We start from the raw sequence: 25,482 nt of genomic DNA on the forward strand, positions 1-25,482 counted from the left end.
CGCGCACCCGTCTGCTCGCGTCGGCTCAGCAGCCGGTCGGGCGTACCAGGCCCGTCTCGTACGCGAAGACCGCCGCCTGGGTCCGGTCGCGCAGCCCCAGCTTGGCCAGGATCCGGCTCACATGGGTCTTCGCCGTCTGCTCCGCCACCACCAGGCGCGTGGCGATCTCCGCGTTCGACAGGCCCTGCGCGATCAGGGAAAGCACCTCGGTCTCACGCTCCGTCAGATCACCGACCCGGTCCATGAGCGGGGCCCGAGGCGCCGCCGTCATCCGGGAGAACTCGGCGATCAGCCGCTTGGTGATGTTCGGGGCGAGCAGCGCGTCACCTGCTGCCACCACCCGTACCGCATGGACCAGTTCCTCGACCGAAGCGTCCTTGAGCAGAAAGCCGGACGCGCCCGCGCGCAGCGCCTCGTACACGTACTCGTCGAGATCGAAGGTGGTCAGGATGAGCACCTTGACCTGGGCGTCGTGCGGTGACGTGATGCGGCGGGTCGCCTCGATGCCGCCGAGCACGGGCATCCGGACATCCATCAGGACCACATCCGGGGCGAGTTCGGCGACCTTGGACACGGCGTCGAGACCGTCCACCGCCTGACCGACGACCTCGACGCCGGGCTCCGCGTCGAGCAGCACGGTAAATCCCTGGCGGACCATCACCTGGTCGTCGGCGATCAGTACGCGGATGGTCGTCACAGTGTGTCCTCAGCAGGTAAGGCGGCCAGGTCAGGGGCGCTCACCGGCAGGATAGCCGTGACTTCGTAGCCGCCGTCCGGGGTCCGTCCGGTGACGAGTTCGCCGCCCAGCATCGCGGCGCGTTCGCGCATTCCGAGCAGTCCGTGCCCCATGCCCCGCGATGGCGCCGCGGGTCCGTCCGGCGCGGTGTTGGTGATCCGGACGGTGAGCCCGGCCGTCCCGTAGGCCGTCTCCACCCGCACCTGGGCACCGGGCGCGTGCCGCATCGCGTTGCTGAGGGCCTCCTGGACGATCCGGAACGCCGACAGTTCGACACTCGGCGGCAGCGGGCGCGACGTGCCGGTGGTGGCGGTGTCGACCACGAGCCCGGCGCCGCGCACATTGGCCAGCAGTTCGTCCAGGCGGTCGAGAGTGGGCTGCGGGGCGTGTCTCGCCCCCATCGAGAGAGCGTCCTCGGAGCGCAGTACGCCGAGCACATGCCGCAGCTCGGTGAGCGCCTCGACAGCGTTCTGCCGGATACCGGCGAGGTTCTCCCTGAGTTCGTCGGACGGGTTCTCGACGAGGTGCGGGGCCACCTGAGCCTGGATGGAGATCACCGACATGTGGTGGGCGACCACATCGTGCAGCTCACGGGCGATCCGGTTGCGCTCCTCCAGCAGGGTGCGCCGGGCCCGCTCCCCGGCGGTGAGCTCCTCCTGGACGACCAGCTGGCTGCGGGTCACCCGCAGGCCGCGCAGGGCGGTGCCGAGGACCACGGATGCGATCAGGAACGGCGCTCCGCGGACGATGTCGTAGTTGTGCCCGGTGGTGAGGACGGTGCACGCCGGCCCGGAGAGAAGGGTGATCACCAGCGCCACGACCGCGCGGCGTGGCCGCACCCGCAGCGCCAGCAGGAACAGCGACCCGCCCAGGAGAATCATCCCGGGGACGGTCCAGGGAAAGAGCACGTCCCTGCTGATGTCGGGTTCCGAGAGCCGCACGGTGACCACCAGAACGATCGTCGACACCCACCAGGCCGCCACCGGGCGGAACATCCCGGCGACGAGTGCCGCGCCCTGCATGATGCCCAACAGCACCGCGTACGTGGGAACGGAACCACCGTCGGCCGGGCTCAGCTGGGCGATGTGGAACGCGGTGAGAAACACGGCGCCGATGACCAGCGCCATCGCGAACACCGGTCGCCAGACCGGCCACCCGGGCTCCCCCATGGCCGGCATCGGGTCGGCGGGTGCCGTCAGGTCCTCGAACAGGGCGCGCGGGGCGCCCCGCAGGGCGGACTTCAGACGCTTCGTGTCCCTCATCGCTTCCCGGTTCATCCGGCTCACCCTAAGCACGAGGCATCGCCGATGCCTTGGCGGGACGGTTCTCACGGACGATCCTGCCGCTCCCGCGCGGCCGCCCCTCCTCGTACTTACGGAACGCCGCCCAGCACACCAGCAGCGCCACGGCGAACGCCGGCAGCCAGGCCAGCCGTGCGAACACCCAGCCGTAGTCCCTGGGCACGGTGTGCAGACCGGGCAGCGACTCGCCTGCGAGCAGGCCGACGGCGGTGACCGCCATCATCGCGGTCTGGTGCCAGAGGAAGACGGTCATCGCGGAGAGGTTGACCAGCGCCACCGCCGCCCAGGCCGCGGGGCGTCGAAGGACTCGCCGCAGCGGGCCGAGCAGCAGCCGGGCCGCGCCGCACTGGGCGAGGCCGAAGGTGACGGCCGCGAGGGTGGGCGGGTCGAGGTTGGAGATCCTGGCGCCGGGCACTCCGACCATGGACGCCGGGTAGCCGGCCCACAGGACGAGTCCGGCGGTGGTGGCGGCGCCGATGAGCAGCAGGGCCCATCCGGTCGACCGGCTCCGCAGGCAGCCGCGGGCCCAGCTCGCACCCAGGCAGTACGGGACCAGCCAGCCGGCCGCCACATCGATCCAGCCGAGCTGGGCGGGACCGCCCAGCCCGAACCGGATGAGGTCGACATGCAGCACGACGGCGAGCGGCCACAGCGGATGGAGCTTCGCGACCAGCGGGGTCGCCGCTGTCAGCGCGGCGAAGACCAGCAGGAACCAGAGCGGTGACAGCACCAGTTTGAGCAACGCGTGCACGGTCTCCGTGCCCACCCCGGAGGCGAGCAGCGCGCCCGCGATCACGGTCCACACCACCAGCACGACGGCGACCGGCCGGAACAGCCGGCCCGTGCGGGCGCCGAGCCACTGCCTGTACGTGTTGCCGCGGGTGCGGGCGGAGGCGTAACTCTTCGCCCCGACCTCACCGCCCACCAGGAAGAACACCGCAAGCGTCTGGAACAGCCAGGAGACCGGGGTCAGTTGGGGCATGTGCTGGAGGGGGCTCGCGGCGCGCACCGTGCCGGTGTCGGCGATCAGGGCGGTCACCAGCCAGTGGCCGAGCACCACGCCCAGAATGGCGAGGGCGCGCAGTGCGTCGACGGCGCGGTCGCGGTCGGGTGGGGTGGCGGCCTCGATCCGCCGGACGAGTTCACGCATGACGGCCCTCCTCGGCAGGGGCCCGGCCGGAGACGATCCGGGCAATGCTCCTCAGCGACAGGGAGCCGGGCTTCAGGTAGTCGCTGTGGCCGCCGTCGCCCGCCGCGAAGTGCCGGGCACCGAACTTCCGGGAGACCGGGTCCGTTCCGAACCCGAGGGTGACGAACGGCAGTCGGAGCTGTACGTGCGGCACCTCGGCGATCCAGTCGTCGCCGCCCCGGCCTGCCCAGACGGTGGCCGGGGTGTGGAGGGCGGCGACGTTGTCGACGCCGGTGCCGGGGCTGCCGTACAGAACGATGTCCGAGACCTCCAGCCCTGGTGCTGCCTCGGCACAGACGACGGATCCGTAGGAGTGGCACAGCAGCGACGTCCGGGCGGTTGGCTCGGCACGCGTCAACTCGCCTATGAATGCGCGCAGTTCGGTCGCAGCACCCTTGGCCCGGTCCGTGGTCACCGACGCCCGGCTCACCGTGTCCGGCGTTTCGTAGCCGAGCCACCCGACGACCGCCGCCCCCTCGCCCATCTCCCGGCGCAGAGCGACGGCACCGGCCCGCAGCCGCCAGTACCGGTCGAGGCTGATGCCCGCCCCCGGGACCAGCACGGCGATCCGGCGCGCGCGGGAGAGGTCGCCGAAGACCTCGACGCTGCGGCCGCCGTCGCGGCCGTCGAAGGAGAAGAAGTGGCGCGCCGGGTCGGCGAGACCGCGCAGGGATGCGGCCCGCTTGCCGTCGCCGTGGCGGGTGGCCATCCGCTCGGCCGCGAGGACGGAGCCGCGGTTGACGGCGTACCGGTCGGCAAGGGCGGCGGGGGTCGCAGCACGCAGCGGGGCAAGGGCGGCCGGGGCCGGCGCCGGGACGGCCGAGGGCCGCGCCGCACCCGCCATGGGCACGGCGACCGCGGCGATGACGAGGGCGGCGAGCAGCGTCCGGACAGCGCGCGAAAGATTCCTGCGCGGATGACTCCTGGGCGGGCTGGGCGCCATCCCAGATCTTGCGTGGAAATCCCGGCCTTCAGGCCGGGCGGGAAACGCATCCTGAGACCCGGAGCCGCGAAGCGGCGTAATACGCTGCGATCCTGCTTCGGCAGCGGTCAGGGCTTGGCCGTCATGAGACCCCGCGCGGTCAAGTGAGAAGCCGCCTCGTTTACGAGGGGGAGGAGTCACGAAAGATGGTCCTTCCGTACCGGATGTCCGTCGAGTTGGTCAGTGGTGCTTCCGGTACAGAAGTTAGGGAGCCGACCTTGTGGTCGGCGTCCACCCGGGGAGGGCACCTTCCGGGTAACCCTGAAGTACTACGGGTAGGGGGAGTTGGCGCTCTCCCGGGGCCTGGACACACGTGTGGGGGCGGACCACCGGAACCCGGTGGTCCGCCCCCGCACAGGCGGTGGAAGAGAGGGCCGTCAGCTCGCGACGAACGGGCGGATCGAGGTCGGGGCGTGGCCCGGCTCGGTGGCGATGTCCTCCCACTCGTTGATGGCGTCGATACCCGCGGCGCCCATCGAGATGTTGGTGACGCGCTCCAGGATCGCCTCGACGACCACCGGGACGCGGAACTCGGCGGCCAGCTTCTTGGCCTCCTCGAACGCGGGCAGCAGCTGGTCCGGCTCGGTGACCCTGATCGCCTTGCAGCCCAGGCCCTCGACGACCTTGACGTGGTCGACGCCGTAGACGCCCAGCTCCGGGGAGTTGATGTTCTCGAACTCCAGGTTGACCTGGAAGTTGATGTCCAGGTTGCGCTGCGCCTGGCGGATCAGCCCCAGATAGGAGTTGTTCACCAGGACATGGACGTAGGGGATGTTGTGCTGTGCGCCGACCGCCAGCTCCTCCAGCATGAACTGGAAGTCGTAGTCGCCGGAGAGCGCGACCACCTGGCCCTCGGGGTCGGCGGTGGCGACGCCCAGCGCGGCCGGAATGGTCCAGCCGAGCGGGCCGGCCTGGCCGCAGTTGATCCAGTGGCGCGGCTTGTAGACGTGCAGCATCTGCGCGCCGGCGATCTGGGAGAGGCCGATCGTGGTGACGTAGCGCGTCTCCGGTCCGAAGGCGCGGTTCATCTCCTCGTACACGCGCTGCGGCTTCAGCGGCACGTTGTCGAAGTGGGTACGTCGCTGCAGCCGGGCCTTGCGCTCCTGGGTGGAGGCGGCCCACGCGCTGCGGTCCGGCAGCCGGCCGGCGGTCTTGAGCTCTTTCGCCACGTCGACGAAGAGTTCCAGTGCGGCCTTGGCGTCGGAGGCGATACCGAGGTCCGGCGCGAAGATCCGTCCGAGCTGGGTGGGCTCGATGTCGACGTGAACGAACGTGCGGCCCTTGGTGTAGACGGCCAGGTCGCCGGTGTGCCGGTTGGCCCAGCGGTTGCCGATGCCCAGGACGAAGTCCGACTCCAGGAAGTTCGCGTTGCCGTAGCGGTGCGAGGTCTGCAGGCCGACCATGCCGGCGTTCAACTCGTGGTCGTCGGCGAGGATGCCCCAGCCCATCAGGGTCGGGATGACCGGGGTGCCCGTCAACTCGGCGAACTCGACGAGGAGTTCGCAGGCATCGGCGTTGATGATGCCGCCACCGGCGACGATCACCGGGCGCTCGGATGCGAGCAGAAGCCCGATCGCCTTCTCGATCTGGGCGCGGGACGCGGCCGGCTTGTACACGGGCAGCGGCTGGTACGTCTCCGGGTCGAATTCGATCTCCGTCAGCTGGACGTCGATCGGCAGGTCGATGAGGACCGGGCCGGGGCGGCCCGACCGCATCAGATGGAAGGCCTGCTGAAAGACGCCGGGCACCTGCGCGGCCTCCAGGACGGTCGTCGCGGCCTTGGTCACCGGCTTGGCGATCGAGGCGATGTCGACGGCCTGGAAGTCCTCCTTGTGAAGCTTGGCCACCGGTGCCTGGCCGGTGATGCAGAGGATCGGAACGGAGTCGGCGATCGCCGAGTACAGCCCGGTGATCATGTCGGTCCCGGCGGGCCCCGACGTACCGATGCAGACGCCGATGTTCCCTGCCCTGCTCCGGGTGTAGCCCTCGGCCATGTGGGACGCGCCCTCGACATGGCGGGCGAGCGTGTGGTCGATGCCACCACCGGCCTTGAGCGCCGCGTAGAACGGGTTGATCGCTGCGCCCGGCACGCCGAACGCGTTGGTGACGCCTTCCAGCTTGAGGATCTCAACTGCCGCTCGGGCAGCGGTCATTCGAGGCATGGAGTACTCCTGCTCGGACGGGTGGAGTCGGGCTCTGTCGCGCCACCTGAGAGCACCTATTCCGCATTACGAAAGTTTGTTTCTGCTATACGGAAGCAATCTAAGCTGCGGCCGAGTGGCCGTCAAGACCGGTGAATCCGCCAAGTCGCTCCCCCACGCCTCGCTCTTGGTGGACCATGGGGACGGAGCACAGGGGACACGGGGCGCGGAGGCCCCGGGGCGGCGCCGGGGGGCGCCGGAGGGAGACCACAGTGGAGTCCGTGCCGGTACGCTGCCCGGCCTGCGGCCGCGATCACGCCTACCTCACACCGGTCTACCCGTGCCCGTGCGGGACCCCCATCGCCCCGCCCGTGTTGCGCGGCGGGGCGGTCGAACCGATCACCCACCGCACCTGGAGCGAGGACTGGGTCACCGTGCGCTGCCGCACCTGCGGACGCCACGACCAGTGGCCGCAGCCGGAACTGTGCTGTCCGTGCGGGACCGTGCTGCGGATCCCGGTCCGCCCGGCCACGGAGTCCGCGTCCGGCCCGGTCGCCGGGGCCCTGCCCACCCATATCCCGCTGCCGCGGACGGCGGCGGCGCCCCGCCCGGCGTTCCGGCCGATGACGATCCGTACCGGCCGCGACGCGGTCACCGCCGCCGCGATGTACCTGCGGTGGCTGGGCTACCGCGACGTCGTACAGCCCGCGGAACGCCCCGCCTCCCGGATCGATCTGCGCGCCGCCGGGGTGATCGCCCAGGTCGACTCGACCACCCGGCCGACCACCCTGCGCGATGTCGAATGTCTCTGGCTGAACGGCTTGAACGCCTCGGTGACCAGCGTCTTCTTCTCACTGGCGGGCTATGCGCAGGACGCCAGGGCGCGGGCGGACGGTCTCTGCATCCCGCTCTTCGTGATGGACCTCACCGGGACCCCACAGCCGGTCAACGGCCCGGCGGACGAACTGCTCTCCACCGGCGCCTGACCGCCGTGCCGACCGCCATACTGGCGGCATGCGCATCCGTCCCGCCCGCCGCTCCGACCTTCCGCTGCTCCAGGAGATCGAGCGCGCCGCCGGCGAACCCTTCCGCACCCTCGCCATGTCCGCCGTCGCGGACGACGACCCGCCGCCTCTCGACCTGCTGGACGAATACCGCAGGGCCGGCCGCGCCTGGGTGGCCGCGGACGCCGACGACCGTCCGGTCGGCTACCTGATCGCCGATCCGGTCGACGGCGCGGCCCATGTCGAGCAGGTCTCGGTCCATCCGTCCGCCGCCCGGCGCGGCGTCGGCAGCTCGCTCATCGACCACCTCGCCCTCTGGGCGGGCGAACAGCGGCTCGAAGCCCTCACCCTCACCACCTTCTCGCACGTCCCGTGGAACGCGCCGTACTACACACGCCTCGGCTTCCGCACGCTCACGGAGGCCGAACTCACCGACGGCCTGCGGAAGATCAGGGCGGAGGAGGCCGAACACGGCCTGGACCGCTGGCCGAGGGTCTGCATGCGACGCGAACTCTGACACGGCGACACGATTCGGGTACCTTCGCGCGGGCCCCGGTGCCGGTCCGGACCCGCGCCCCGACGCCGCAGCGGAACCGGTCGGCAACAGCGAGTGCAATCGGTCACGTTCGGCCCTGCGGCCACAAATGTTCGGTCGCTGTCAGTGGGCGGCCGTAGAGTGGTGCGCATGGTCTTAACTCCACGGCTCTCACCACCATTCGCCCCGCGGAACACCGCACAGAACGTCGCACAGTCCGCACAGCCGACCCACCCGTCCGCCGTCGAGGCGAACGAGGCGATTCGTGCGCTCGTGGACGCACGAGCCGGCCAGGACTGGTCCTCCGTGGAGTCCGCGGCCTACGAGGTACTGCTCGTCGAATGGGCGGCGGCCACTCGGGGCGCTGCCGGCGACATCATCGAAGCCGCCTGACAGCGCCCGTCGGCGCCGCTCCCACCGGGCCCCTACCCGTAGTTCTCCCGCAGTTCGATCTTCCGGACCTTCCCGCTCACCGTCATCGGGAAGGTCTCCAGGATCTGCAGCCGTCGCGGGATCTTGTAGTGCGCCAGCTGCTCGCGGCAGTACTCCGTCACCTCTTCCAGGGTCGGCGGCTGCGCCGGGTCCCGGGGGATGACGCAGGCCAGGATCTCCTCGCCGTACGTCTCGTCCGGTACGCCCACCACCTGCACGTCGGCAATCTTCGGATGGCCGTAGAGGAACTCCTCGATCTCCCGCGGGTACACGTTCTCGCCACCACGGATGATCATGTCCTTGATGCGGCCGACGATCTGCACGTAGCCGTCCTCGCGCATCACCGCGAGGTCACCCGTGTGCATCCAGCGCCCCGCGTCGATCACTTCCGCGGTCCGCTCGGGCTGCTCCCAGTAGCCGAGCATCACGCTGTAGCCACGGGTGCAGAGCTCGCCCGCCGCGCCGCGCTCCAGGGTCACGCCCGTCACCGGGTCGACGACCTTCACCTCGATGTGCGGCATCACCCGGCCGACCGTGCCGGTGCGGCGCTCCAGGTCGTCGTCGCGGCGGGTCTGGGTGGAGACCGGGGAGGTCTCCGTCATGCCGTAGCAGATGGACACCTCGTCCATGTGCATCTCGGCGACGACCCGCTTCATCACCTCGATCGGGCAGGGTGATCCGGCCATGATCCCGGTGCGCAGCGAGGAGAGGTCGTACGAGGCGAAGTCCGGATGGTTGAGCTCCGCGATGAACATGGTGGGGACGCCGTAGAGCGAGGTGCAGCGCTCCGTCTGGACCGCCGCGAGGACGGCGGCGGGCTCGAAGGCGGGGGCCGGGATCACGATGCAGGCGCCGTGCGAGGTGATGCCGAGGTTGCCCATCACCATGCCGAAGCAGTGGTAGAAGGGAACGGGCAGACAGACCCGGTCCTGTTCCGTGTAGGCGACCATCTCCCCGACGAAATAGCCGTTGTTGAGGATGTTGTGGTGCGAGAGGGTGGCGCCCTTGGGGAAGCCCGTCGTACCCGAGGTGTACTGGATGTTGATCGGGTCGTCGCAGGACAGCTCGGCCTCTCTGGCCGCCAGCTGTTCGGCGGTGACGGCTGCGGCCGCTGCCGTCAGCTCGTCCCAGGACGGATCGCCGATGTAGTGCACGGCCCGCAGGGCGGGGCAATTGGCCCGGACCTGGCCGACGAGGGCGCGGTAGTCGCTGGTGCGGTGGGCGAGCGAGGAGATCAGGAGGGAGATCCCGGCCTGGCCGAGCACATACTCCAGCTCGTGCGCCCGGTAGGCCGGGTTGATGTTGACCATGACGGCGCCGATGCGGGCGGTGGCGTACTGGACGAGCACCCACTCGGGGCAGTTGATCGCCCAGATGCCGACGCGGTCGCCCTTCGCCACTCCGGAGCCCATCAGAGCGCGCGCCAACTCGTCGACGGCGGCGCCGAATTCCGCGTACGTCCAGCGTCGCCCCGAGGCGACGTCGACAAGCGCCTCGCGCTCCGGGTACGCCTCGATCGCCCGGTCGAGATTGCGCCCGATGGTGTCGCCGAGCAGGGCCGTGGTGCCGGTGCCGTGCGCGTAGGAAAGGCCGGTCCGTCCGCTCATCGCAGGTCCCCCTCGTCGAATTCGGTGCCGATTCCCTCGGCCGTACGCTCACGCAGCTCGATCCGGCGGATCTTGCCGGACACGGTCTTCGGCAGTTCGGCGAATTCCAGCCGGCGGATCCGCTTGTACGGGGCCAGCACCGCCCTCGAGTGCGCGAACAGCACCTTCGCGGTGTCCGGTCCGGGCTCCCAGCCCTCCGCGAGCACGACGTACGCCTTCGGGACCGCGAGCCGGACCGGGTCGGGCGCGGGCACGACCGCAGCCTCGGCGACCGCCTCGTGCTCCAGCAGGGCGCTCTCCAGCTCGAACGGCGAGATCTTGTAGTCGGATGCCTTGAAGACGTCGTCGGCGCGGCCGACATAGGTGATGTAGCCGTCCTCGTCGCGGGAGCCGATGTCGCCGGTGCGGTAGTAGCCGCCCGCCATCGCCTCGGCGGTACGGTCCGGGTCGCCGTGGTATCCGGTCATCAGGCCGACCGGACGGTCCGACAGATCGAGGGAGATCTCGCCCTCCGTCGCGCCGGGCCGGCCGGTGACCGGGTCGAGGAGCTCGACCTTGAAGCCGGGGCTCGGCCGCCCCATGGAACCGGACTTCAGCAGCTGCCCGGGGGTGTTGGCGACCTGGACGGCGGTCTCGGTCTGGCCGAAGCCGTCCCGGATGGTGACGCCCCACGCGCGCCGGACCGTCTCGATGACCTCGGGGTTCAGCGGCTCGCCCGCCGCGACGACCTCGCGCGGCGGGGTCCTCAGTTGGGAGAGGTCGGCCTGGATCAGCATCCGCCAGACGGTGGGCGGGGCGCAGAAGCTGGTGACGCCCGAGCGGTCCATTTCGGCCATCAGCCGGCCCGCGTCGAACCGGGTGTAGTTGAAGATGAAGACGGTCGCCTCGGCGCTCCACGGCGCGAAGAGGTTCGACCAGGCGTGCTTGGCCCAGCCCGGCGAAGAGATGTTGAGATGGACGTCTCCGGGCCTGAGGCCGATCCAGTACATCGTCGACAGGTGGCCGACCGGGTACGAGACATGGGTGTGCTCGACCAGCTTGGGGCTGGCGGTCGTGCCGGACGTGAAGTACAGCATCAGCGGTTCGTCGGCGTCGGTCTCCCGGTCCGCCTCGAAGCTCTCCGGCTGCTCGTCGGCGTCGCTGTACGAATGCCAGCCCTCGACCTCGTCGCCGACGACGAGCCGGGTGTAGTCACCGGGCACCTCGTCGAACTTGGCGGCGTCCGCGTCCCGCACGATCACATGCCGGACCCGGCCGCGGTCCACCCGGTCGCGCAGGTCGACGGGGCCGAGGAGCGGCGTGGCGGGGATGACGACGGCGCGCAGCTTCATCGCGGCGAGGGCCGTCTCCCACAGCTCGATCTGGTTGCCGAGCATGACGAGGATCCGGTCCCCGGCGCGTACCCCCTGGGCACGCAGCCAGTTCGCCGCCTGGTTGGACCGGGCGGACATCCGGGCGAAGGACGCCTCGGTGCGCCGGCCGTCCTCCTCCACGATGTGCAGGGCGGTGCGGTCGTTGTTCTCGGCGATGACGTCGAACCAGTCCAGCGCCCAGTTGAAATGGTCGGCCCGGGGCCAGCGGAAGCCCTCGTAGGCCGCCGCGTAGTCCTCGCGGTGCTGCAGCAGAAAGTCCCGGGCGGCCCGAAACGTTTCCGTCGCGCTCGTTGCCGACATGTGCCCTCCTCATTGCGGACCGGACCGGTCACTTAACATCATGAAAACAGTGACCCAGGTCTCACCACCCCCGAACGGGGGTACAGAGGGCGGGGCGGAGAGGCGACAGCGTGCCGGAACCGGTCGATACGGTCGAGATGCAAGCGGCGCTGCTGCGGCTGCGCCGGACGAGCGGACTGCCCGTCACGTTCGGCGGACTGCTCTCGGACCCGCGCCACGCCAGGATCGTGGAGCTCAACGGTGCGCAGACCACCGCGCTGCGCGGGCTCGTCATATCGGCCGGCAGCGGGCTCGGCGGCAAGTCGATCGCCCTGTCGCGGCCGTGCGCGGTGACCGACTACCCGTCGTCGCGGCACATCAGCCACGAGTACGACACCGCGGTCGCCGCGGAGGGCCTGCGCTCGGTGGTCGCGGTGCCCGTCGTCGTACGCCGGAGGGTACGGGGCGTGCTGTACGGGGCGCTGCGTGAGCCGCTCACCCTCGGGGACCGTACGTTCGACGCGGCAGTCGCGGCGGCCCGCGACGTGGAACAGGCCCTTGTCGTACGGGACGAGGTGCAGCAGCTCCTGTCCGTCACCCGGGACCAGGTGACGGACCCCCGGGCCGCTCCGGGGGCCTGGGAGGACGTCCGCGAGGCGCACCGCGAACTGCGCGCGCTCGCCCCCAAGGTGGCCGACCCGGCGCTGCGCGAGGAGCTGCTCTCGGTGTGCGCGCGGCTGGCCTCGGCGTCCGGGGCGCAGGAGCCACACGGCCGTGAGGTGCTGCTGGCGCCGCGCGAGGTCGATGTCCTCGCCTGTGTGGCGGCGGGTGCGACCAACGCGGTGGCGGCCGGCCGGCTGGGCCTTCGACCGGAGACGGTGAAGGGGTATCTTCGCTCGGCGATGCGGAAGCTGGGGGCGCACACCCGGCTGGAAGCCGTGGTCGCCGCGCGCCGGGCGGGGCTGCTGCCGTAGGCCGACCGGCACCCGGCGACGCCGCCCCCATATGCCGGTCGGTCCTGGTCGCGTGCCTGACGTCAGTGGGGACGGTGGCGGCGACGGGCCGCGCCGACTGAAACCCGGTTCACTGTCCGAAGTCGATGAACGGCGCGAACCGGATGTCGTGCGCGGGCGCCTGCGTGGGCGCCGTCGTGGCGAGCATCCGCAGCCCCTCCTCCGTGACGGCGTCGCGCTCGGCCCGGCTGAGCTTCCCCAGCGCCTGTACGGTGACGATCCCTTCGCCGCCGGGCTTCCCGTCGGATTTCGTGCCGGGCGCGCCGAGTCGCCAGATCGCGGCGAGGAACCCGTCGACCAGCACGGTTCCGTACGCCTGGTTGCCGTTCCCGTTGCGTCCCCGGTACTGGGGCGGGATGACGCGCGTACGGTCGGCGTGGCCGAGCAGCACGTTGTCGAACTCGGGCAGGAAGCGCGGCGGGGCGGGGGTGTCCGCGTCGGGGCGGGGGGCGTCCGGCAGGTCGAAGAGCTCGACGCCGTCCTCGTCACGGAAGGTGATCAGCTGCGGCCGCAGCCGTTCGAAGGCTTCCCGCAGCCGGGTCAGCCCTGCCCACATCTGCATGTCCTTCACCGAGGCGGGGCCGAACGCCCCGAGGTAGCGCAGCACGGTCGCGTCGGGTGTGGGCGTCGGTTCCGCCGGCCGGCCGAGCCAGTGCTCCGCGGTGGTCAGCGCGACCTGGCCGCTGCGGCCCCACAGCCCGCGCGGGGTGACCTGGACCAGGGGCAGGACGCAGCGGGCTGCCACGGTCAGGGCCTGGGGGTCGGCGTCCGGCCACTCGGCGAGCAGCGCCTCGCGGATCTCCTTCGGGGTACGGGGCCGTTCCTCGACAAGCTCCCTGCCGAGCGCCGCGAGCCGGTCCGGATCCACACCGACGAGTCCGTTGCGGAACATCTTCAGCTCCCGGTCGCGGGCCGGCTGGACCAGCGGGCGCAGGGTGAGCGCGTCGTCGGCGGTGTGGGTGTGGATGGTGGACCGCAGGGTGACGATACGGACCACCTCGCGGGACTCCATCAGCCCGGAGAGTTCGGCGGGGTCGAAGCCTTCGAGCCGGGCGAAGAGCTGGTAGTAGGGCGGCTTGGTGTTCTGTGCCTGGAGCCCGACGAGATGCCCGACGGCATCCTTCGCGGACATCGGGCTCCGGCTCAGGAGCAGTTGGCGCGCCAGGGTGGCACGGCCCAGTGCGCGGGGCGCGAGCACGGGGGGCGAGGCGGGTGCGGCGGGGTGCGTCTTCGCGGCCATGAACGGCACGCTACGCGGGCTTGCGGACATCTTCGGTCCGCAATTGCGCATCCCTCTCCCGGGCCGCCGCACCCGAGGACGGCAGGACCCGGGATTGCGGGCGGGCCGCCCGCATCATGGTCCGGTGATCAGTGTCCTGTTCGCCATCCTGACCGCACTCAGCAACGGCGCCGCCTCTGTGCTGCAACGCCGCGCCGCCCGCTCGGTACCCGACACCGAGGCGATGCATCTGTCGCTGATCGGCCATCTGGTGCGCCAGAAGGTATGGCTGGCCGGGATCGGCCTGGTGATCGTCGCCGCCGTCTGCCAGGCCACCGCGCTGGCCACCGGGCCGATCTCGGTGGTCCAGCCGATCTTCGTCATCGAGCTGCCGGCGACGCTGCTGCTGGCCGGGTTCGTGATGCGGGTCCGGGTGCCCCGTGGGGTCTGGTACGGGGTGGCTGCCGTGACGTTCGGACTGGCCCTCGGCATGGTCTCCGCCGCACCGGGCGGCGGCAGTTCCTCGGTAAAGGACGAGGCGTGGATCCCGGCGCTGATCATGACCGGGATCTTCGAGGCGGCGCTGATCGGCGGAGCACGGTCCACCCGGGGCAACCCCCGTGGGGCGCTGCTCGGTCTGGCCGCCGCGTGCGGGTACGCGCTCACCGCCGCCCTCATGAAGGACGCCATGGGGCGGCTCGGCGACGGCGGCGGGGCGGCCGCGCTCATGACGTCCTGGCAGCTGTACGCCACCGCCGCCGCCGGGGTGGGTTCGCTGTTCCTCCTTCAGAACGCCCTGCAGGCGGGCACCCTGGTCGCGGTACAGCCGATGCTAACGCTGGGCGACGCGGTGATCAGCATCCTGTACGGCGTGACCCTGTTCGGCGAGCATCTGCGAACCGGCTGGTGGCTGCTCCCCGAACTGGTCGCGCTCACCCTGATCGCCCGGGGCTGCGTCCAACTGGCCCGCTCGCCGCTCGCATCCGGCAACGCCGTACCGCCGTCGCGCGGCACCCGCGTGAAGTGACGCCCGCCTGCCGGGCGGCGAAGCTCGTCAGGCGGTCTGCCCGGATCCCGACCCGGTACCGGAGGCGGCCTTGATGCCCTTCGTGATCTCGTCCATCACCGAGAGAGCGGGCGCCTTGGAGCTGATGTCGAAGCCGGAGCGCACGACGACCAGCATGTCCGCGGAGTGCGGGGACGGGAGGACCAGCGACTGCACGTACCCGTCGTCGCCCTTCTTCGTTACCACCTTCCAGCGCACCAGATAGCCCTTCTGGCCCGCGACGGTGACCGGCTCGGACTTGAGCTCCTGATGCGAGCTGATGGCGCCGTAGGCCTTGCCGCCGTAAGACTCCTTGGCGTTGACGGCGATGTCCGCCTTGGCTGCCGCCTCCGCCGTCCTCGCCGTGATCTTCAGCGCCTGGGCCGGGGCGGCGAACACTCCGCCGCGCTCGCACTTCTGCGAGGTGTCGGCCGGGCAGGTGTACGTGCCGGTGCTCACCGACGCACCGATCGTGGCGGACTGCCCCTTCCAGCCGTCCGGCACCGGAAGGCTGACGCCGCTCATCACGTCCGTCACATAGCCGTCCTCGGACGGCGGCTGCTGCGGTTGCTGCTGGTCGGGCGCCTGGCTCCGGCCACCGCCGCCAGGACCACCCTGGCCATCCTGGCCGTTCTGCCCGCCGGGGAGACCGGGCGCGGGCGACGCGGCGCCGGAGGAGGTGTTCTTCGTACGGCCGGAGTCGTCGGTCAGCATCAGGACGCCACCCGCGATCGCGGCGAGCACCACCACGCCCGCGGTGACGCCGACCCCGATCCGGATCCGGCGGCGCCGGACGGCCGCGGGCGGCATGCGGAGCTGATCGGTCCACCGGCTCCCGTCCCACCAGCGTTCCTGGACGGGGCCTGTTCCTGTATACCCGGGGTCCGTATGCCAGCCGGGAGGGCTCATCTCGGTCACGACGTCCACCGTAGAGGCCCTCCGTGAAAATCAGATGAAACGGCTTCGCCGAATTCGGCCACGCCCTCTCCGCCCGGGACTCCCGCCCGAGGACCGTCCGACCGTGACCGGGGAGGTGCCGACCATGACCTGAGAGGTAATCGACGCATTTTCCCCCGTCGGACATCGTGTTCCTCACGAGCAGCACAGGAGCTCGGCCGAGCGGCCGGGACATGACGAGAGGACAGCACGATGACCGCATACGAGGACGCCGTCCAGCGCTACTTCGTCGCCTGGAACGCAGCAACCCCCGAGGACCTCGCCAAGGCCGTCACCGCTGCGTTCACCGAGGACGCCACCTACACCGACCCGCTGGCCGACGTGCGCGGCCACGACAGGCTCGCCGCCGCGATCAGTGGTGCCCGTCAGCAGTTCCCCGGTTTCGAGTTCAAGCTGACCGGCACCCCCGACGGGCACCACGGCATCGTCCGTTTCAGCTGGGACCTGGTCTCCACCGCCGATGGCTCGGCGCCCGCCGCCGGGTCCGACGTCATCACCCTCGACGACGACGGACGCATCAGCTCCGTCAGCGGCTTCCTGGACCGGGTCCCCGGCGCCTGAGCGGGCGCTACGCGGACCGGGCCGACCGGCGGCGCAGCGCGGGGTCGGACAGCGAGACCGGTTGGTAACCGGCGTCGCGGGCCGACAGGTTGGTGCCGGGCGGCACGATCTTGTCGATCTGGTCGAGGACGTCCCGGCTCAGCCGCACCCGGTCCGCGCCGAGCTGGCCCGCCAGCTGTTCGAAGGTCCGCGGGCCGATGATGGCGGAGGTGACCGCCGGGTGCTCCAGGACGAACGCCAGGGCCAGCTGTACGAGGGTCAGCCCGGCGTCCTCGGCCAGCCGGGCGAGGGCTTCGGCGGCATCGAGCTTGGCACTGTTCTCCGGGGACGCGATGTCGAAGCGCTCCGCCTGCCGTTCGGCGCGGCTGGAGACGGGCTGGCCGGCCCCCTTGCGGTAGCGACCGGTCAGCCAGCCGCCGGCGAGCGGGCTCCAGGAGAGCACCGCCAGTCCGTATCGCTGGGCGACGGGCAGCACCTCGCGTTCGATGCCGCGGGCGAGCAGGGAGTACGGGGGCTGCTCGGCCACGACGCGTTCGCGGCCGCGTCGCTCCGCGATCCACTGGCCCTCGACGATCGCGGACGGTTCGAAGGTGGACGTACCGATGTAGCGGATCTTGCCCTGGTGCACCAGGTCGGAGAGGGCGCCGAGCGTCTCGTCGAAGTCGGTGTCCGGTTCGGGGCGGTGCACCTGATAGAGGTCGATCCAGTCGGTGCCCAGCCGGCGCAGGCTGTTCTCGACCTCGCTGATGATCCAACGGCGGGAGTTCCCCTGCTCGTTGGGGTCGCTGCCGAGGCTGCCGTGGAACTTGGTGGCGAGCACGACGTTGTCGCGGCGGCCGCCGGCGAGCGCCTTGCCGACGATGGTCTCCGACTCACCGGCGGAGTACACGTCTGCGGTGTCGACGAAATTGATGCCGGAGTCCAGGGCGTGGTGGATGATCCGGATGCTGTCGTCGTGGTCCGTGTTGCCGCGGGCGCCGAACATCATGGTGCCCAGACAGAGCGGGCTGACCTTCACTCCCGTGCGTCCGAAGTTGCGGTACTCGGTCATCGTGCACTCTCCTTGACGAGTTCGTTGATCTGCGGATGGCCGTCGTCCGCCGGGTCGCCGCTCTGGCGGAAGGCATCCCAGAGGCGGCGGTACGGACCGTCGGCGGCGAGCAGTTCGGTGTGGGTACCGGTCTCGACGACTGTTCCCGCGTCGAGGACCACCACCCGGTCCGCGCGGGCCGCCGTCGTCAGCCGGTGGGCGACGACGACGGTGGTACGCCGGCGGGCCAGGAAGTGTGTCGCGGCGGCGACCCGGCGTTCGGTGGCCAGGTCCAGCGAGGCGGTCGCCTCGTCGAGCAACAGGACGTCCGGGTCGACCAGTTCGGCCCGGGCCAGGGCCAGCAGCTGGCGTTGTCCGGCGGAGAGATTACGGCCGCGCTCCCCCACCGGCTGGAGGTAGCCCAGCCGCAGTCCGGCCACCATGTCGTGGGCGCCGACCGCGCGGGCCGCCGCCTCCACCTCGGTGTCGGTGGCGTCCGGGCGCCCGTACGCGATCGCGTCCCGGACCGTACCGCTGAACAGATGTGCCTCCTGCGGCACCACGCCCAGTCTGCGGCGGAAGCCGGGCAGGTCGAGCTCGCGCAGGTCGTGCCCGTCGACCCGGACCGTGCCCGCCGACGGGTCGTAGAACCGGGCGAGGAGTTTGACGACGGTCGACTTGCCCGCGCCCGTCGCCCCCACCAGGGCGACGGTCTCTCCCGGTGCGATACGCAGACAGACGCCGTGCAGGACCTGCCGGCCACCGCCGCCCGCATATCCGAAGGAGACCGAGTCGAGTTCGATCTCGCCACGCAGTTTCCCGACCGGTCGTGCGTCGTCGGCGGGCGGGGTGCCGGTGGGCGTCTGCATCAGCGTCCGGAGCCGGCCCAGGCCGACGACGGCCTGCTGGTAGCCGTCGAACACCTGGGAGAGCTGCTGGATCGGTGAGAAGAACAGCTCGACGTAGAGGAGGAAGGCAATGAGGGTGCCCGCGCTCAGTGCGCCCGAGCGGACCTGTCCCGCGCCGACGGCCAGTACGGCTGCCGTGGACAGGGTGCCGAGGAACTCGACGAACGGGAAGAACGTGCCCATGTAGCGCTGGGCACGCAGCCTGGAGTCCCGGAAGGACCAGGCCAGTTCGGCGAAGTCGCGGGCGTTGCGGCGCTCGCGGCGGAACGCCTGGGTGACGCGGATGGCGGTGACGTTCTCCTGGAGGCAGGCGTTGACCGCGCTGATCCGCTCTCTGGCCTCCCGGTAGGCCGGCACCGAGTGGTGGCGGAAGAGGGCGGTCGCGGCGATCAGCAGCGGCAGTGCGGCCAGCAGTACCAGGGCGAGCTCCGCGTCGATCACCAGCAGCGTGACCAGGACGCCGAGCACGGTCAGCAGACTCACCACTGCGGTGATCAGACCGGTCTGCAGGAAGTTCGACAGGGCGTCCACGTCGGTGGTCATCCGGGTCATGATCCGGCCGCCCAGCTCGCGCTCGTAGTAGTCGAGACCGAGCCGCTGCAGCTGCGCGAAGGTTTTCACACGCAGGGTGTAGAGGAGGCGTTCGCCGGTGCGTCCGGTGGTACGGACCTGGGCCACGCCGATCAGCCAGTTCGCGGCGACCACCAGGGCCGCGGCAGCGGCGGCGGCCAGCAGGACGCCCCCGGCGCGGTGGGCGACACCGTGGTCGACGCCTTGCCTCACCAGGACGGGCACCGTGATCTGGGCGAGGGCGTCCAGGGCGACCAGGACCAGGCCGAGCAGCAGCGGCAGCCGGAACGGGCGGAGCAGCGCGCCGAGATTGAAGGCCGGGTCGGCGGCGACGGCCTGCCCGGTCGGTACTTGCGGATCGGCGGCGGGCAGGGGGAGCCGGGCGAGCCCGGCGATGAGTTCGGCGCTGGGCGGGGCGGAGCCGAGGACCCCGCCACCGGGCCCACCACGCCCCGGTCCGGAGGTGGCCGCCGCCTCGGCGAGGGCCTGGGCGGCGCGGACGGCGGTGCCTTCGAGCTGGTCCGATGTGGAGTCCTCGGGGCGATGCCAGAGGTGGGGGGTGAGGGTGCCGGCGGCCGGTTCCGGCACGTCGGCTGCGGGCTCGGCGCCGTCCACGGCCGTCGTGCCTTCCGTGTCCTCGGCCGCGGCCTCCGTCGTCGCTTCCGCCGTGGAGAGCAGGTTACGGAACAGGCCCGACCTGGAACGGAGTTCGTCCAGGGTGCCGGTGTCGACGATCCGGCCGTCGTCGAGGACGGCGATCCGGTCGGCGAGTTCCAGGGTCGATCTGCGGTGCGCGACGATCAGCGTGGTGCGGCGCCGAGTGTCCTCGCGCAGCCGGTGGTGGATCTGCGACTCCACCCGCGCGTCGATGGCCGACGTGGCGTCGTCGAGGACGAGGACCGCCGGGTCGCCGACGAGCGCGCGGGCGAGAGCCATCCGCTGGCGTTGTCCCCCGGAGAGGGTGAGGCCCTGTTCCCCGACGACGGTGTTGTACCCCTGGGGCAGCCGTTCGATGAACTCGTCGGCCCGGGCGATCCGCGCCGCCGCCCGCACCTGCTCGTCCGTCGCGTCCGGGACGCCGTACGCGATATTGGCGCGCACGGTGTCCGAGAGCAGCAGGCTCTCCTCGAAGACGAAGCCGATCCGGGAACGCAGGGACGCCAGGGCGAGTTCGCGTACGTCGCTGCCGCCCACCCGTACCGAACCTGACGGGACGTCGTAGAACCGGGGCAGCAGGGCCGCCGCGGTGGACTTCCCGGAGCCGGCCGGGCCGATCAGGGCCAGCGTCTCGCCCGGGCGGATGTCCAGGGTGAAGTCGCGGAGCAGCGGTGCGCCGTCCCCGTATCCGAAGGTGACGTTCTGCCAGGAGATTGCCGGGGGGGCGTCGGGCAGTTCCCGGGCGTCCGGCGCGTCGGTGATCACCGGTGCTTCGTCGACGACCTCCAGGACCCGCTCGGCACCGGCCCGCGCCTGCTGCCAGACGGTGAGGAGGGTCGCCACCTGGCGGACCGGGGTGACGAAGGAGCCGAGGTAGGTGGTGAAGGCGAGAAAGGTGCCCAGGGAGATCCGGCCGTGCAGGGCCATCCAGCCGCCGAGGGCGAGGACGGCGACCTGGCCGAGGGCCGGGACCGCCTGGAGGGCGGGGTTGTAGCGGCTGGTGAACCCGACGACGCGCAGCCGCGAGGCGAACAGCTTGCGGGCGCGCTGTTCCAGCCCTGCGAGTTCGCGCTGCTCCTGGCCGAAGCCCTTCACCACGCGGACGCCGGTGACGGTCGCCTCGACGGTGGAGGCGACCTCGGCGGCCTCCTGCTGGGCGTGCCAGTTGGCGGGGAAGAGGTCGCGGCGCGAGCGCAGGGCGATCAGCCAGAGAAGCGGTCCGACGACCAGGGCGACGACGGTCAGCAGTGGTGACAGGAGCGCCATGAAGACCAGCGAGAAGAGGAACATCAAGGCGTTGCCCGTGAGGTTGGGCAGGAACTGCAGCAGCGTCTGGATGAGCGTGATGTCCGAGATGGACCGGCTCACCACCTGCCCGGTCCGCAGGTCGTCCTGCTGGGCGCCGCCGAGCCGCAGCAGCGCGGCGAACGCGTCGTTGCGGAGGTCGTACTGCACACCGAGGGAGAGCCGGCCGGAGTGGTAGCGGCGGGTGAAGCTCGCCCCGAAGCGGACCGCGCCGATGGCGGCGAGGAGGACCGTCCACGGGACGAGCGAGGCGGTGGTGCCGGCCGCCACCCCGTCCACCACGTGCCGCAGCACGAGCGGCAGCGTGGCGGTGGCGACGGCCGCGACCACGGCGGCACCGAAGGCGAGGAGCAGGTCGGTGCGGTGGCGCAGACAGTAGCCCAGCAGCCGCCGCGCCCAACCGGGCGACGGCTGCCGGTGCGTACCGGTTTCCGGGTTCGTACAGTCCGTCACCGGACCTCCGCCAGCCCGATGCCGAAGTGGCCCTCGCTGCGGTCGACGGTCTCGAACAGCCGGTTGGCGGGGCGCGGCAGCCCGTAGTGGCCGCGCAGCGTGCGGGCGGTGTACTCGGTGCGGAAGAGGCCGCGTTCCTGGAGGATCGGCACCACCCGGTCCACGAAGACCTCCAGGCCGGACGGGAGCACGGCGGGCATGATGTTGAAGCCGTCGGCTGCCCCGCTGTCGTACCAGTGCTCGATGGTGTCGGCGACCTGCTCGGCCGTTCCGGCGAAGGTGCGGTGACCGCGCCCGCCACCGAGCCGCCCGATCAACTGGCGTACGGTCAGCCTCTCGCGCCTGGCGAGCTCCACGATGAGTGTGTAGCGGCTCTTCGCGCCCTCGATCTCGTCCTCGGTGGGGATGTCCTCGGGCAGCTGCGCGTCGAGGTCGAGGTCGTCGGGGGCGATCTTCAGCCGCTGGGCGAGCTGCCGCTTGGCGTACTCGGGGACGATCAGGTCCTCCAGCTCGGCGTCAAGCGCCCGCGCTTCTGCCTCCGTGTCACCGATGACGGGCACGATGCCGGGCAGGATCTTGATGCCGTCCGGGTTGCGGCCGATCGCCTCCGCGCGCTGCTTGACGTCCTTGTAGAAGGCGATGCCCTCCTCCAGGGTCTGCTGGGCGGTGAAGACGGCTTCCGCGTACCGCGCCGCGAAGTCCTTGCCGTCCTCGCTGGAGCCGGCCTGCACGAGCAGCGGGTAGCCCTGCGGCGGGCGTTGTACGTTGAGCGGGCCGTCGACCCGGAAGTACTCACCGGTGTGCTCGATCCGCCGCACCCGCTCGGCCAGGGCGTGCACGCCGCGTTCCTTGTCGGCGATCACGGCGTCGTCCGCCCAGCTGTCCCAGAGTTTGGTGGACACCTCGACGAACTCGGCGGCCCGGCGGTAGCGGTCGCGGTGCAGCGGGGTGTCGTCGAGGCCGAAGTTGCGGGCCGCGTCGGCGCCGGCAGTGGTGACGATGTTCCAGCCGGCCCGGCCGCCCGAGATGTGGTCCAGCGAGGCGAACCTGCGGGCCAGGTTGTAGGGCTCGTTGTAGCTGGTCGACGCGGTGGCGATGAGGCCGATGTGCTCGGTGGCCCCGGCCAGCGCGGTCAGCAGGACAGTGGGCTCCAGCTTGGCGGCGGGCCGCCGTCCCGGATCGCCCATCAGGACGGGGCTGTCGGCGAGGAACAGCGAGTCCAGCCTGCCTCGTTCGGCGATCCGGGCCAGGTTCTTGTAGTGCTCGATGTCCGAGTTCGCCTCGGCCGGGCTCCCGGGCAGGCGCCAGGACGCCTCGTGATGGCCGGTGGACATCAGGAAGGCGTTCAGGTGGAGCGGCTTGCGGTCAGGCTTGCGGGACATGGGTTTCCTTCGCTTCGGAACGGGTCTGGGGCTGTGTCACGCCGAGCGCGGTGAGCAGGGTGTCGCGGTACTCCTGGAACCGGGGGTCGCGCCGGGAGCGGGGGGTCGGCAGGTCGACGGTGAGGTCGACCGAGATCCGCCCGTCCTCCAGGACCAGCACCCGGTCCGCGAGTTCGACGGCCTCGTCGACGTCATGGGTGACCAGCAGCACCGCCGGGCGGTGGCGCTCGTACAGTTCGCGCAGCAGGCCGTGCATCTTGATCCGGGTGAGGGCGTCAAGGGCCCCGAACGGCTCGTCGGCCAGGAGTAGTTCGGGCTCGCGGACGAGCGCCCGGGCCAGGGCGGCCCGTTGCTGTTCGCCACCGGACAGTTCATGGGGCCAGGACCGGCCGCGGCCCTCCAAACCGACCTCGGCGAGCGCGGTCAGACCGCGTTCACGCACCTTGGGGCCGCGCAGACCGAGTACGACGTTGTCGAGCACCCGGAGCCAGGGCAGCAGCCGGGAGTCCTGGAAGGAGAGCGAGACCCGGTCCGGGACGGTGAGTTCGCCGGAGCCCTCGACGGTGTGGTCGAGCCGGGCCACGGCCCGCAGGAGGGTGGACTTGCCGGAGCCGCTGCGGCCGAGGAGGGCGGTGAACTCCCCCGGCGCCACCGTCAGATCGAGTTCCTTGAGCACGTTCCGGTCACCGAATCGCCGGACCAGGTTCCTGGTCCGTACCGCCACCGGCCGTATCGCGGTCGCGGTTCCGGGCCCGGTCTCTTCGTGGGTGCCGGTCAGCCCGCCAGGGTGCGTCGCCATGACAGGGCCCTCCTCTCGATGGCGCGTACCGCCGCGTCCGAGGCGAAGCCGAAGATCCCGTAGGCCACCAGCCCCACGATGATCACGTCGGACTGGGCGTACTGCTGGGCCTGGAACATCATGTAGCCGATGCCGCTCGTGGCGTTGATCTGCTCGACCACGATCAGGCCGAGCCAGGATGCGGTGACGCCGAGCCGCAGACCGACGAAGAAGCCGGGCAGCGAGCCGGGGACCACGACCTTGCGGATGAACTGCCGGCGGCTCAGGTCGAGCCCCTCGGCGAGTTCGACGTACCTGCTGTCGATGCCGGTCAGCGAGGAGTACGTATTGATGTACATGTTCACCGCGACGCCGAGCGCGATCACGGTGACCTTCATCTGCTCGCCGATGCCGAGCCAGAGGATGAGCAGCGGGAGCATCGCCAACGACGGGATGGCGCGCTTGATCTGGAGCGGCCCGTCGAGGAGGTACTCACCGGTGCGGCTCAGACCGGCGGCCACGGCCAGGATCACCCCGGCGGCCACCCCGAAGAAGAGGCCGAGACCTGCTCGTTGGAGCGAGATCAGCACATTGTCCTGGAGGCGGCCGCTCTGGATGAGGTCCGTCGCGGTGGACACCACGGCGCCGGGTCCGGACAGGATCCGGGGATCGAGATAGCCGACGGCGGAGGCTCCCCACCACACGGCGACGACGAGCACCGGGCCGATCAACCGGCCGAACGGCAGAGAGCGGCCTGGGCCGAGCCGCCTTCGGGTGGACCGGGCCACGAGGACGGCCCGGGCCGTGGGAGTGGTGAGGGAGGCGGCGGCCGGTCCCTGGGGACCCTGCGACCGGTGCCCGTCCGGCGAGCCGTTCGGCGCGGCGGTCCCTTCCGCCGGCTGTGCCGGGTGCGCCTTCGACAGCAGCTCGGTCATGACGTCTCCCGGTACCTGGCCGGTACGGCCTTCGCCGCGAGCCCCTCGAAGCGGCGGTCGAACAGCCCGGAGACGTCCTGTTTCGGCACGAAGCCGCCCTCGGCCATCAGGTCGGCGGTCTCCTGCTCCCACGCGATCGCCTTGTCCCAGCTCACCAGGAACTGCGGCTCGTGCAGGGAGGCGACGATGCGCTTGCCGTCCGCCTTCGTCACGCCCTGGTCCTTGACGTAGTACGTGTCGATCCACTCATCGGTGTTCTCCCACGCCCAGACCAGGCCGCGGGACCACAGCGGGACGAAGTTGCGGATGGCCGCGGCCTTCGCCTTGTTGTTCAGCACCTCGTCGGGTGCCCACAGGACGGAGAGCAGGTCCACCTCATCGGTGGTCACTCCGCGGGCGCCGTCCTTGGCGTACTGGCTGAGGTACTTGGTCAGCGTCGGCTCGCCCAGCGGGGCCACATCGACCTGCTTGGACTGCAGCGCGGTCAGGAACTGGGTGCTGGGCAGGGCGACCAGCTCGACATCGCTGTTCTTCAGACCGGCCTTCTTCAGGGCCCGCAGCACGACGACACCCTGCGCCTGCCCCTGGGAGAAGCCGATCTTCTTGCCGCGGAAGTCCTCCACCGTTCTGATGCCGGAGCCGGGGGCGGTCGCGAAGACATAGGACGGGTGGTTGCGCACCTGTACCGCGACGATCTTCGCTCCGACGCCGATGGCCTTGGCCTGGATCGGCGGTATTCCGGCGTTGGCCGCCAAGTCGATGGAATGCGCCCGGAATCCCTGGATGATGTCGGGGCCGGCGCTCAGATTCGGCCACTGCGACACAGTGAACGCGAGATCCTTCTGCAAACCGGCCGGCCCCAGCTGAAGGTGTGTGGTGCGTACGGCGATCGACAGCTTGGTGCCGGGCGGCGGAGCACCGGAGGGAAGTTTTCCGGCGGGCTCCGCACTGGCGACTGTCTTTGCCTGCGGAGAGCAGGCGGCGAGGCCCAGGATCGCCCCGCCCGTAAGGGCGAGGAACGACCGGCGGCCGACTGCATGGCGTACATCGTTGCGTGGCATGGTGAATTCCCGATCAGTGGTCATGAGAA

Annotated in this window: 21 protein-coding genes; 6 read left to right on the forward strand and 15 right to left on the reverse strand. The window is 70.9% G+C overall.

What is annotated here, in order from left to right:
• Positions 1–25 precede the first annotated feature (25 nt).
• The 5 genes from OHA88_RS13420 to gcl form a co-directional block, all read right to left on the reverse strand.
• Positions 26–697, reverse strand: a complete 672-nt coding sequence (locus tag OHA88_RS13420) for a response regulator transcription factor (protein WP_328625692.1) — start codon at positions 695–697, stop codon at positions 26–28.
• Positions 694–2,013 (reverse strand): sensor histidine kinase, encoded by a 1,320-nt coding sequence (locus OHA88_RS13425; RefSeq protein WP_328625693.1) that lies wholly within the window; start codon positions 2,011–2,013, stop codon positions 694–696. Before OHA88_RS13425 ends, OHA88_RS13420 begins: the two co-directional genes overlap by 4 nt.
• A 10-nt stretch (positions 2,014–2,023) precedes the next feature.
• On the reverse strand, positions 2,024–3,187 hold the full coding sequence (locus tag OHA88_RS13430; protein WP_328625694.1) for an acyltransferase family protein: 1,164 nt from the start codon (positions 3,185–3,187) through the stop codon (positions 2,024–2,026).
• On the reverse strand, positions 3,180–4,169 hold the full coding sequence (locus OHA88_RS13435; RefSeq protein ID WP_328625695.1) for an alpha/beta hydrolase: 990 nt from the start codon (positions 4,167–4,169) through the stop codon (positions 3,180–3,182). Before OHA88_RS13435 ends, OHA88_RS13430 begins: the two co-directional genes overlap by 8 nt.
• Before the next feature lie 416 nt (positions 4,170–4,585).
• The gene (gene gcl / locus OHA88_RS13440; RefSeq protein WP_328625696.1) at positions 4,586–6,370 is read right to left on the reverse strand and encodes a glyoxylate carboligase; all 1,785 of its coding nucleotides are present in this window, start codon (positions 6,368–6,370) and stop codon (positions 4,586–4,588) included.
• A gap of 251 nt (positions 6,371–6,621) precedes the next feature.
• Between gcl and OHA88_RS13445 the strand changes: the two genes are divergently transcribed.
• The 3 genes from OHA88_RS13445 (at position 6,622) to OHA88_RS13455 (ending at position 8,281) form a co-directional block, all read left to right on the forward strand.
• Complete coding sequence (locus tag OHA88_RS13445; protein WP_328625697.1) at positions 6,622–7,335, forward strand: hypothetical protein; 714 nt, start codon at positions 6,622–6,624, stop codon at positions 7,333–7,335.
• Positions 7,336–7,363: 28 nt separating this feature from the next.
• Positions 7,364–7,870, forward strand: a complete 507-nt coding sequence (locus tag OHA88_RS13450; protein ID WP_443044224.1) for a GNAT family N-acetyltransferase — start codon at positions 7,364–7,366, stop codon at positions 7,868–7,870.
• Positions 7,871–8,038: 168 nt separating this feature from the next.
• Entirely contained in the window at positions 8,039–8,281 is a 243-nt protein-coding gene (locus OHA88_RS13455; protein ID WP_267000403.1) for a hypothetical protein, read from the forward strand.
• A gap of 32 nt (positions 8,282–8,313) precedes the next feature.
• Here the strand turns inward: OHA88_RS13455 and OHA88_RS13460 are convergent, their stop codons facing one another.
• Together OHA88_RS13460 and OHA88_RS13465 are read right to left on the reverse strand one after the other, a co-directional pair.
• Positions 8,314–9,927 carry an AMP-binding protein gene (locus OHA88_RS13460; RefSeq protein ID WP_328625698.1) on the reverse strand — a complete coding sequence of 538 codons (1,614 nt, stop codon included), beginning with the start codon at positions 9,925–9,927 and terminating at the stop codon, positions 8,314–8,316.
• Positions 9,924–11,600, reverse strand: coding sequence for an AMP-binding protein (locus OHA88_RS13465; RefSeq protein WP_328625699.1), 1,677 nt, complete (start codon positions 11,598–11,600; stop codon positions 9,924–9,926). Before OHA88_RS13465 ends, OHA88_RS13460 begins: the two co-directional genes overlap by 4 nt.
• 110 nt (positions 11,601–11,710) lie before the next feature.
• Here OHA88_RS13465 and OHA88_RS13470 point away from each other — a divergent pair, with 110 nt between their 5' ends.
• Positions 11,711–12,553: a response regulator transcription factor gene (locus OHA88_RS13470; RefSeq protein WP_267000409.1), complete on the forward strand. Its 843-nt coding sequence runs from the start codon at positions 11,711–11,713 to the stop codon at positions 12,551–12,553.
• A 109-nt stretch (positions 12,554–12,662) separates the two neighbouring features.
• Here OHA88_RS13470 and OHA88_RS13475 read toward each other — a convergent pair whose 3' ends face one another.
• The gene (locus OHA88_RS13475; RefSeq protein ID WP_328625700.1) at positions 12,663–13,832 is read right to left on the reverse strand and encodes a winged helix DNA-binding domain-containing protein; all 1,170 of its coding nucleotides are present in this window, start codon (positions 13,830–13,832) and stop codon (positions 12,663–12,665) included.
• Between the two features lie 124 nt (positions 13,833–13,956).
• On the opposite strand from OHA88_RS13475, the gene OHA88_RS13480 reads away from it, so the two are divergent.
• Positions 13,957–14,838 (forward strand): DMT family transporter, encoded by an 882-nt coding sequence (locus tag OHA88_RS13480; RefSeq protein ID WP_328625701.1) that lies wholly within the window; start codon positions 13,957–13,959, stop codon positions 14,836–14,838.
• Between the two features lie 27 nt (positions 14,839–14,865).
• On the opposite strand, the gene OHA88_RS13485 is transcribed toward OHA88_RS13480, so the two are convergent.
• Positions 14,866–15,774 carry a DUF2510 domain-containing protein gene (locus OHA88_RS13485; protein WP_328625702.1) on the reverse strand — a complete coding sequence of 303 codons (909 nt, stop codon included), beginning with the start codon at positions 15,772–15,774 and terminating at the stop codon, positions 14,866–14,868.
• A 231-nt stretch (positions 15,775–16,005) separates the two neighbouring features.
• Between OHA88_RS13485 and OHA88_RS13490 the strand changes: the two genes are divergently transcribed.
• Positions 16,006–16,374 (forward strand): nuclear transport factor 2 family protein, encoded by a 369-nt coding sequence (locus OHA88_RS13490; RefSeq protein WP_328625703.1) that lies wholly within the window; start codon positions 16,006–16,008, stop codon positions 16,372–16,374.
• Between the two features lie 7 nt (positions 16,375–16,381).
• Here the strand turns inward: OHA88_RS13490 and OHA88_RS13495 are convergent, their stop codons facing one another.
• From OHA88_RS13495 to OHA88_RS13520, 6 genes are read right to left on the reverse strand one after another with little or no spacing between them, the layout of a single operon-like run.
• On the reverse strand, positions 16,382–17,425 hold the full coding sequence (locus OHA88_RS13495) for an aldo/keto reductase (RefSeq protein WP_328625704.1): 1,044 nt from the start codon (positions 17,423–17,425) through the stop codon (positions 16,382–16,384).
• A complete protein-coding gene (locus OHA88_RS13500; RefSeq protein WP_328625705.1) occupies positions 17,422–21,297 on the reverse strand; it encodes an ABC transporter ATP-binding protein in 3,876 nt (1,291 codons plus the stop codon). Before OHA88_RS13500 ends, OHA88_RS13495 begins: the two co-directional genes overlap by 4 nt.
• Entirely contained in the window at positions 21,294–22,679 is a 1,386-nt protein-coding gene (locus tag OHA88_RS13505) for an LLM class flavin-dependent oxidoreductase (protein WP_328625706.1), read from the reverse strand. The genes OHA88_RS13500 and OHA88_RS13505 overlap by 4 nt, the downstream gene beginning before the upstream one ends.
• Positions 22,663–23,478 (reverse strand): ABC transporter ATP-binding protein, encoded by an 816-nt coding sequence (locus OHA88_RS13510; protein WP_328625707.1) that lies wholly within the window; start codon positions 23,476–23,478, stop codon positions 22,663–22,665. The genes OHA88_RS13505 and OHA88_RS13510 overlap by 17 nt, the downstream gene beginning before the upstream one ends.
• Positions 23,454–24,392, reverse strand: a complete 939-nt coding sequence (locus OHA88_RS13515) for an ABC transporter permease (protein WP_328625708.1) — start codon at positions 24,390–24,392, stop codon at positions 23,454–23,456. Before OHA88_RS13515 ends, OHA88_RS13510 begins: the two co-directional genes overlap by 25 nt.
• Positions 24,389–25,453 (reverse strand): ABC transporter substrate-binding protein, encoded by a 1,065-nt coding sequence (locus OHA88_RS13520; protein ID WP_328625709.1) that lies wholly within the window; start codon positions 25,451–25,453, stop codon positions 24,389–24,391. The genes OHA88_RS13515 and OHA88_RS13520 overlap by 4 nt, the downstream gene beginning before the upstream one ends.
• Positions 25,454–25,482 lie beyond the last annotated feature (29 nt).

The sequence above is a fragment of the Streptomyces sp. NBC_00353 genome (assembly GCF_036108815.1).
Taxonomy (GTDB): Bacteria; Actinomycetota; Actinomycetes; order Streptomycetales; family Streptomycetaceae; genus Streptomyces.

What these genes read in the sequence shown, in the direction of transcription:
- OHA88_RS13425 (WP_328625693.1), bottom strand. Translation starts at nt 2,013, where the DNA reads ATGAACCGGGAAGCGATGAGGGACACGAAGCGTCTGAAGTCCGCCCTG.
- OHA88_RS13430 (WP_328625694.1), bottom strand. Translation starts at nt 3,187, where the DNA reads ATGCGTGAACTCGTCCGGCGGATCGAGGCCGCCACCCCACCCGACCGC.
- OHA88_RS13435 (WP_328625695.1), bottom strand. Translation starts at nt 4,169, where the DNA reads ATGGCGCCCAGCCCGCCCAGGAGTCATCCGCGCAGGAATCTTTCGCGC.
- gcl (WP_328625696.1), bottom strand. Translation starts at nt 6,370, where the DNA reads ATGCCTCGAATGACCGCTGCCCGAGCGGCAGTTGAGATCCTCAAGCTG.
- OHA88_RS13450 (WP_443044224.1), top strand. Translation starts at nt 7,364, where the DNA reads ATGCGCATCCGTCCCGCCCGCCGCTCCGACCTTCCGCTGCTCCAGGAG.
- OHA88_RS13455 (WP_267000403.1), top strand. Translation starts at nt 8,039, where the DNA reads ATGGTCTTAACTCCACGGCTCTCACCACCATTCGCCCCGCGGAACACC.
- OHA88_RS13460 (WP_328625698.1), bottom strand. Translation starts at nt 9,927, where the DNA reads ATGAGCGGACGGACCGGCCTTTCCTACGCGCACGGCACCGGCACCACG.
- OHA88_RS13465 (WP_328625699.1), bottom strand. Translation starts at nt 11,600, where the DNA reads ATGTCGGCAACGAGCGCGACGGAAACGTTTCGGGCCGCCCGGGACTTT.
- OHA88_RS13475 (WP_328625700.1), bottom strand. Translation starts at nt 13,832, where the DNA reads ATGGCCGCGAAGACGCACCCCGCCGCACCCGCCTCGCCCCCCGTGCTC.
- OHA88_RS13490 (WP_328625703.1), top strand. Translation starts at nt 16,006, where the DNA reads ATGACCGCATACGAGGACGCCGTCCAGCGCTACTTCGTCGCCTGGAAC.
- OHA88_RS13495 (WP_328625704.1), bottom strand. Translation starts at nt 17,425, where the DNA reads ATGACCGAGTACCGCAACTTCGGACGCACGGGAGTGAAGGTCAGCCCG.
- OHA88_RS13505 (WP_328625706.1), bottom strand. Translation starts at nt 22,679, where the DNA reads ATGTCCCGCAAGCCTGACCGCAAGCCGCTCCACCTGAACGCCTTCCTG.
- OHA88_RS13510 (WP_328625707.1), bottom strand. Translation starts at nt 23,478, where the DNA reads ATGGCGACGCACCCTGGCGGGCTGACCGGCACCCACGAAGAGACCGGG.
- OHA88_RS13515 (WP_328625708.1), bottom strand. Translation starts at nt 24,392, where the DNA reads ATGACCGAGCTGCTGTCGAAGGCGCACCCGGCACAGCCGGCGGAAGGG.
- OHA88_RS13520 (WP_328625709.1), bottom strand. Translation starts at nt 25,453, where the DNA reads ATGCCACGCAACGATGTACGCCATGCAGTCGGCCGCCGGTCGTTCCTC.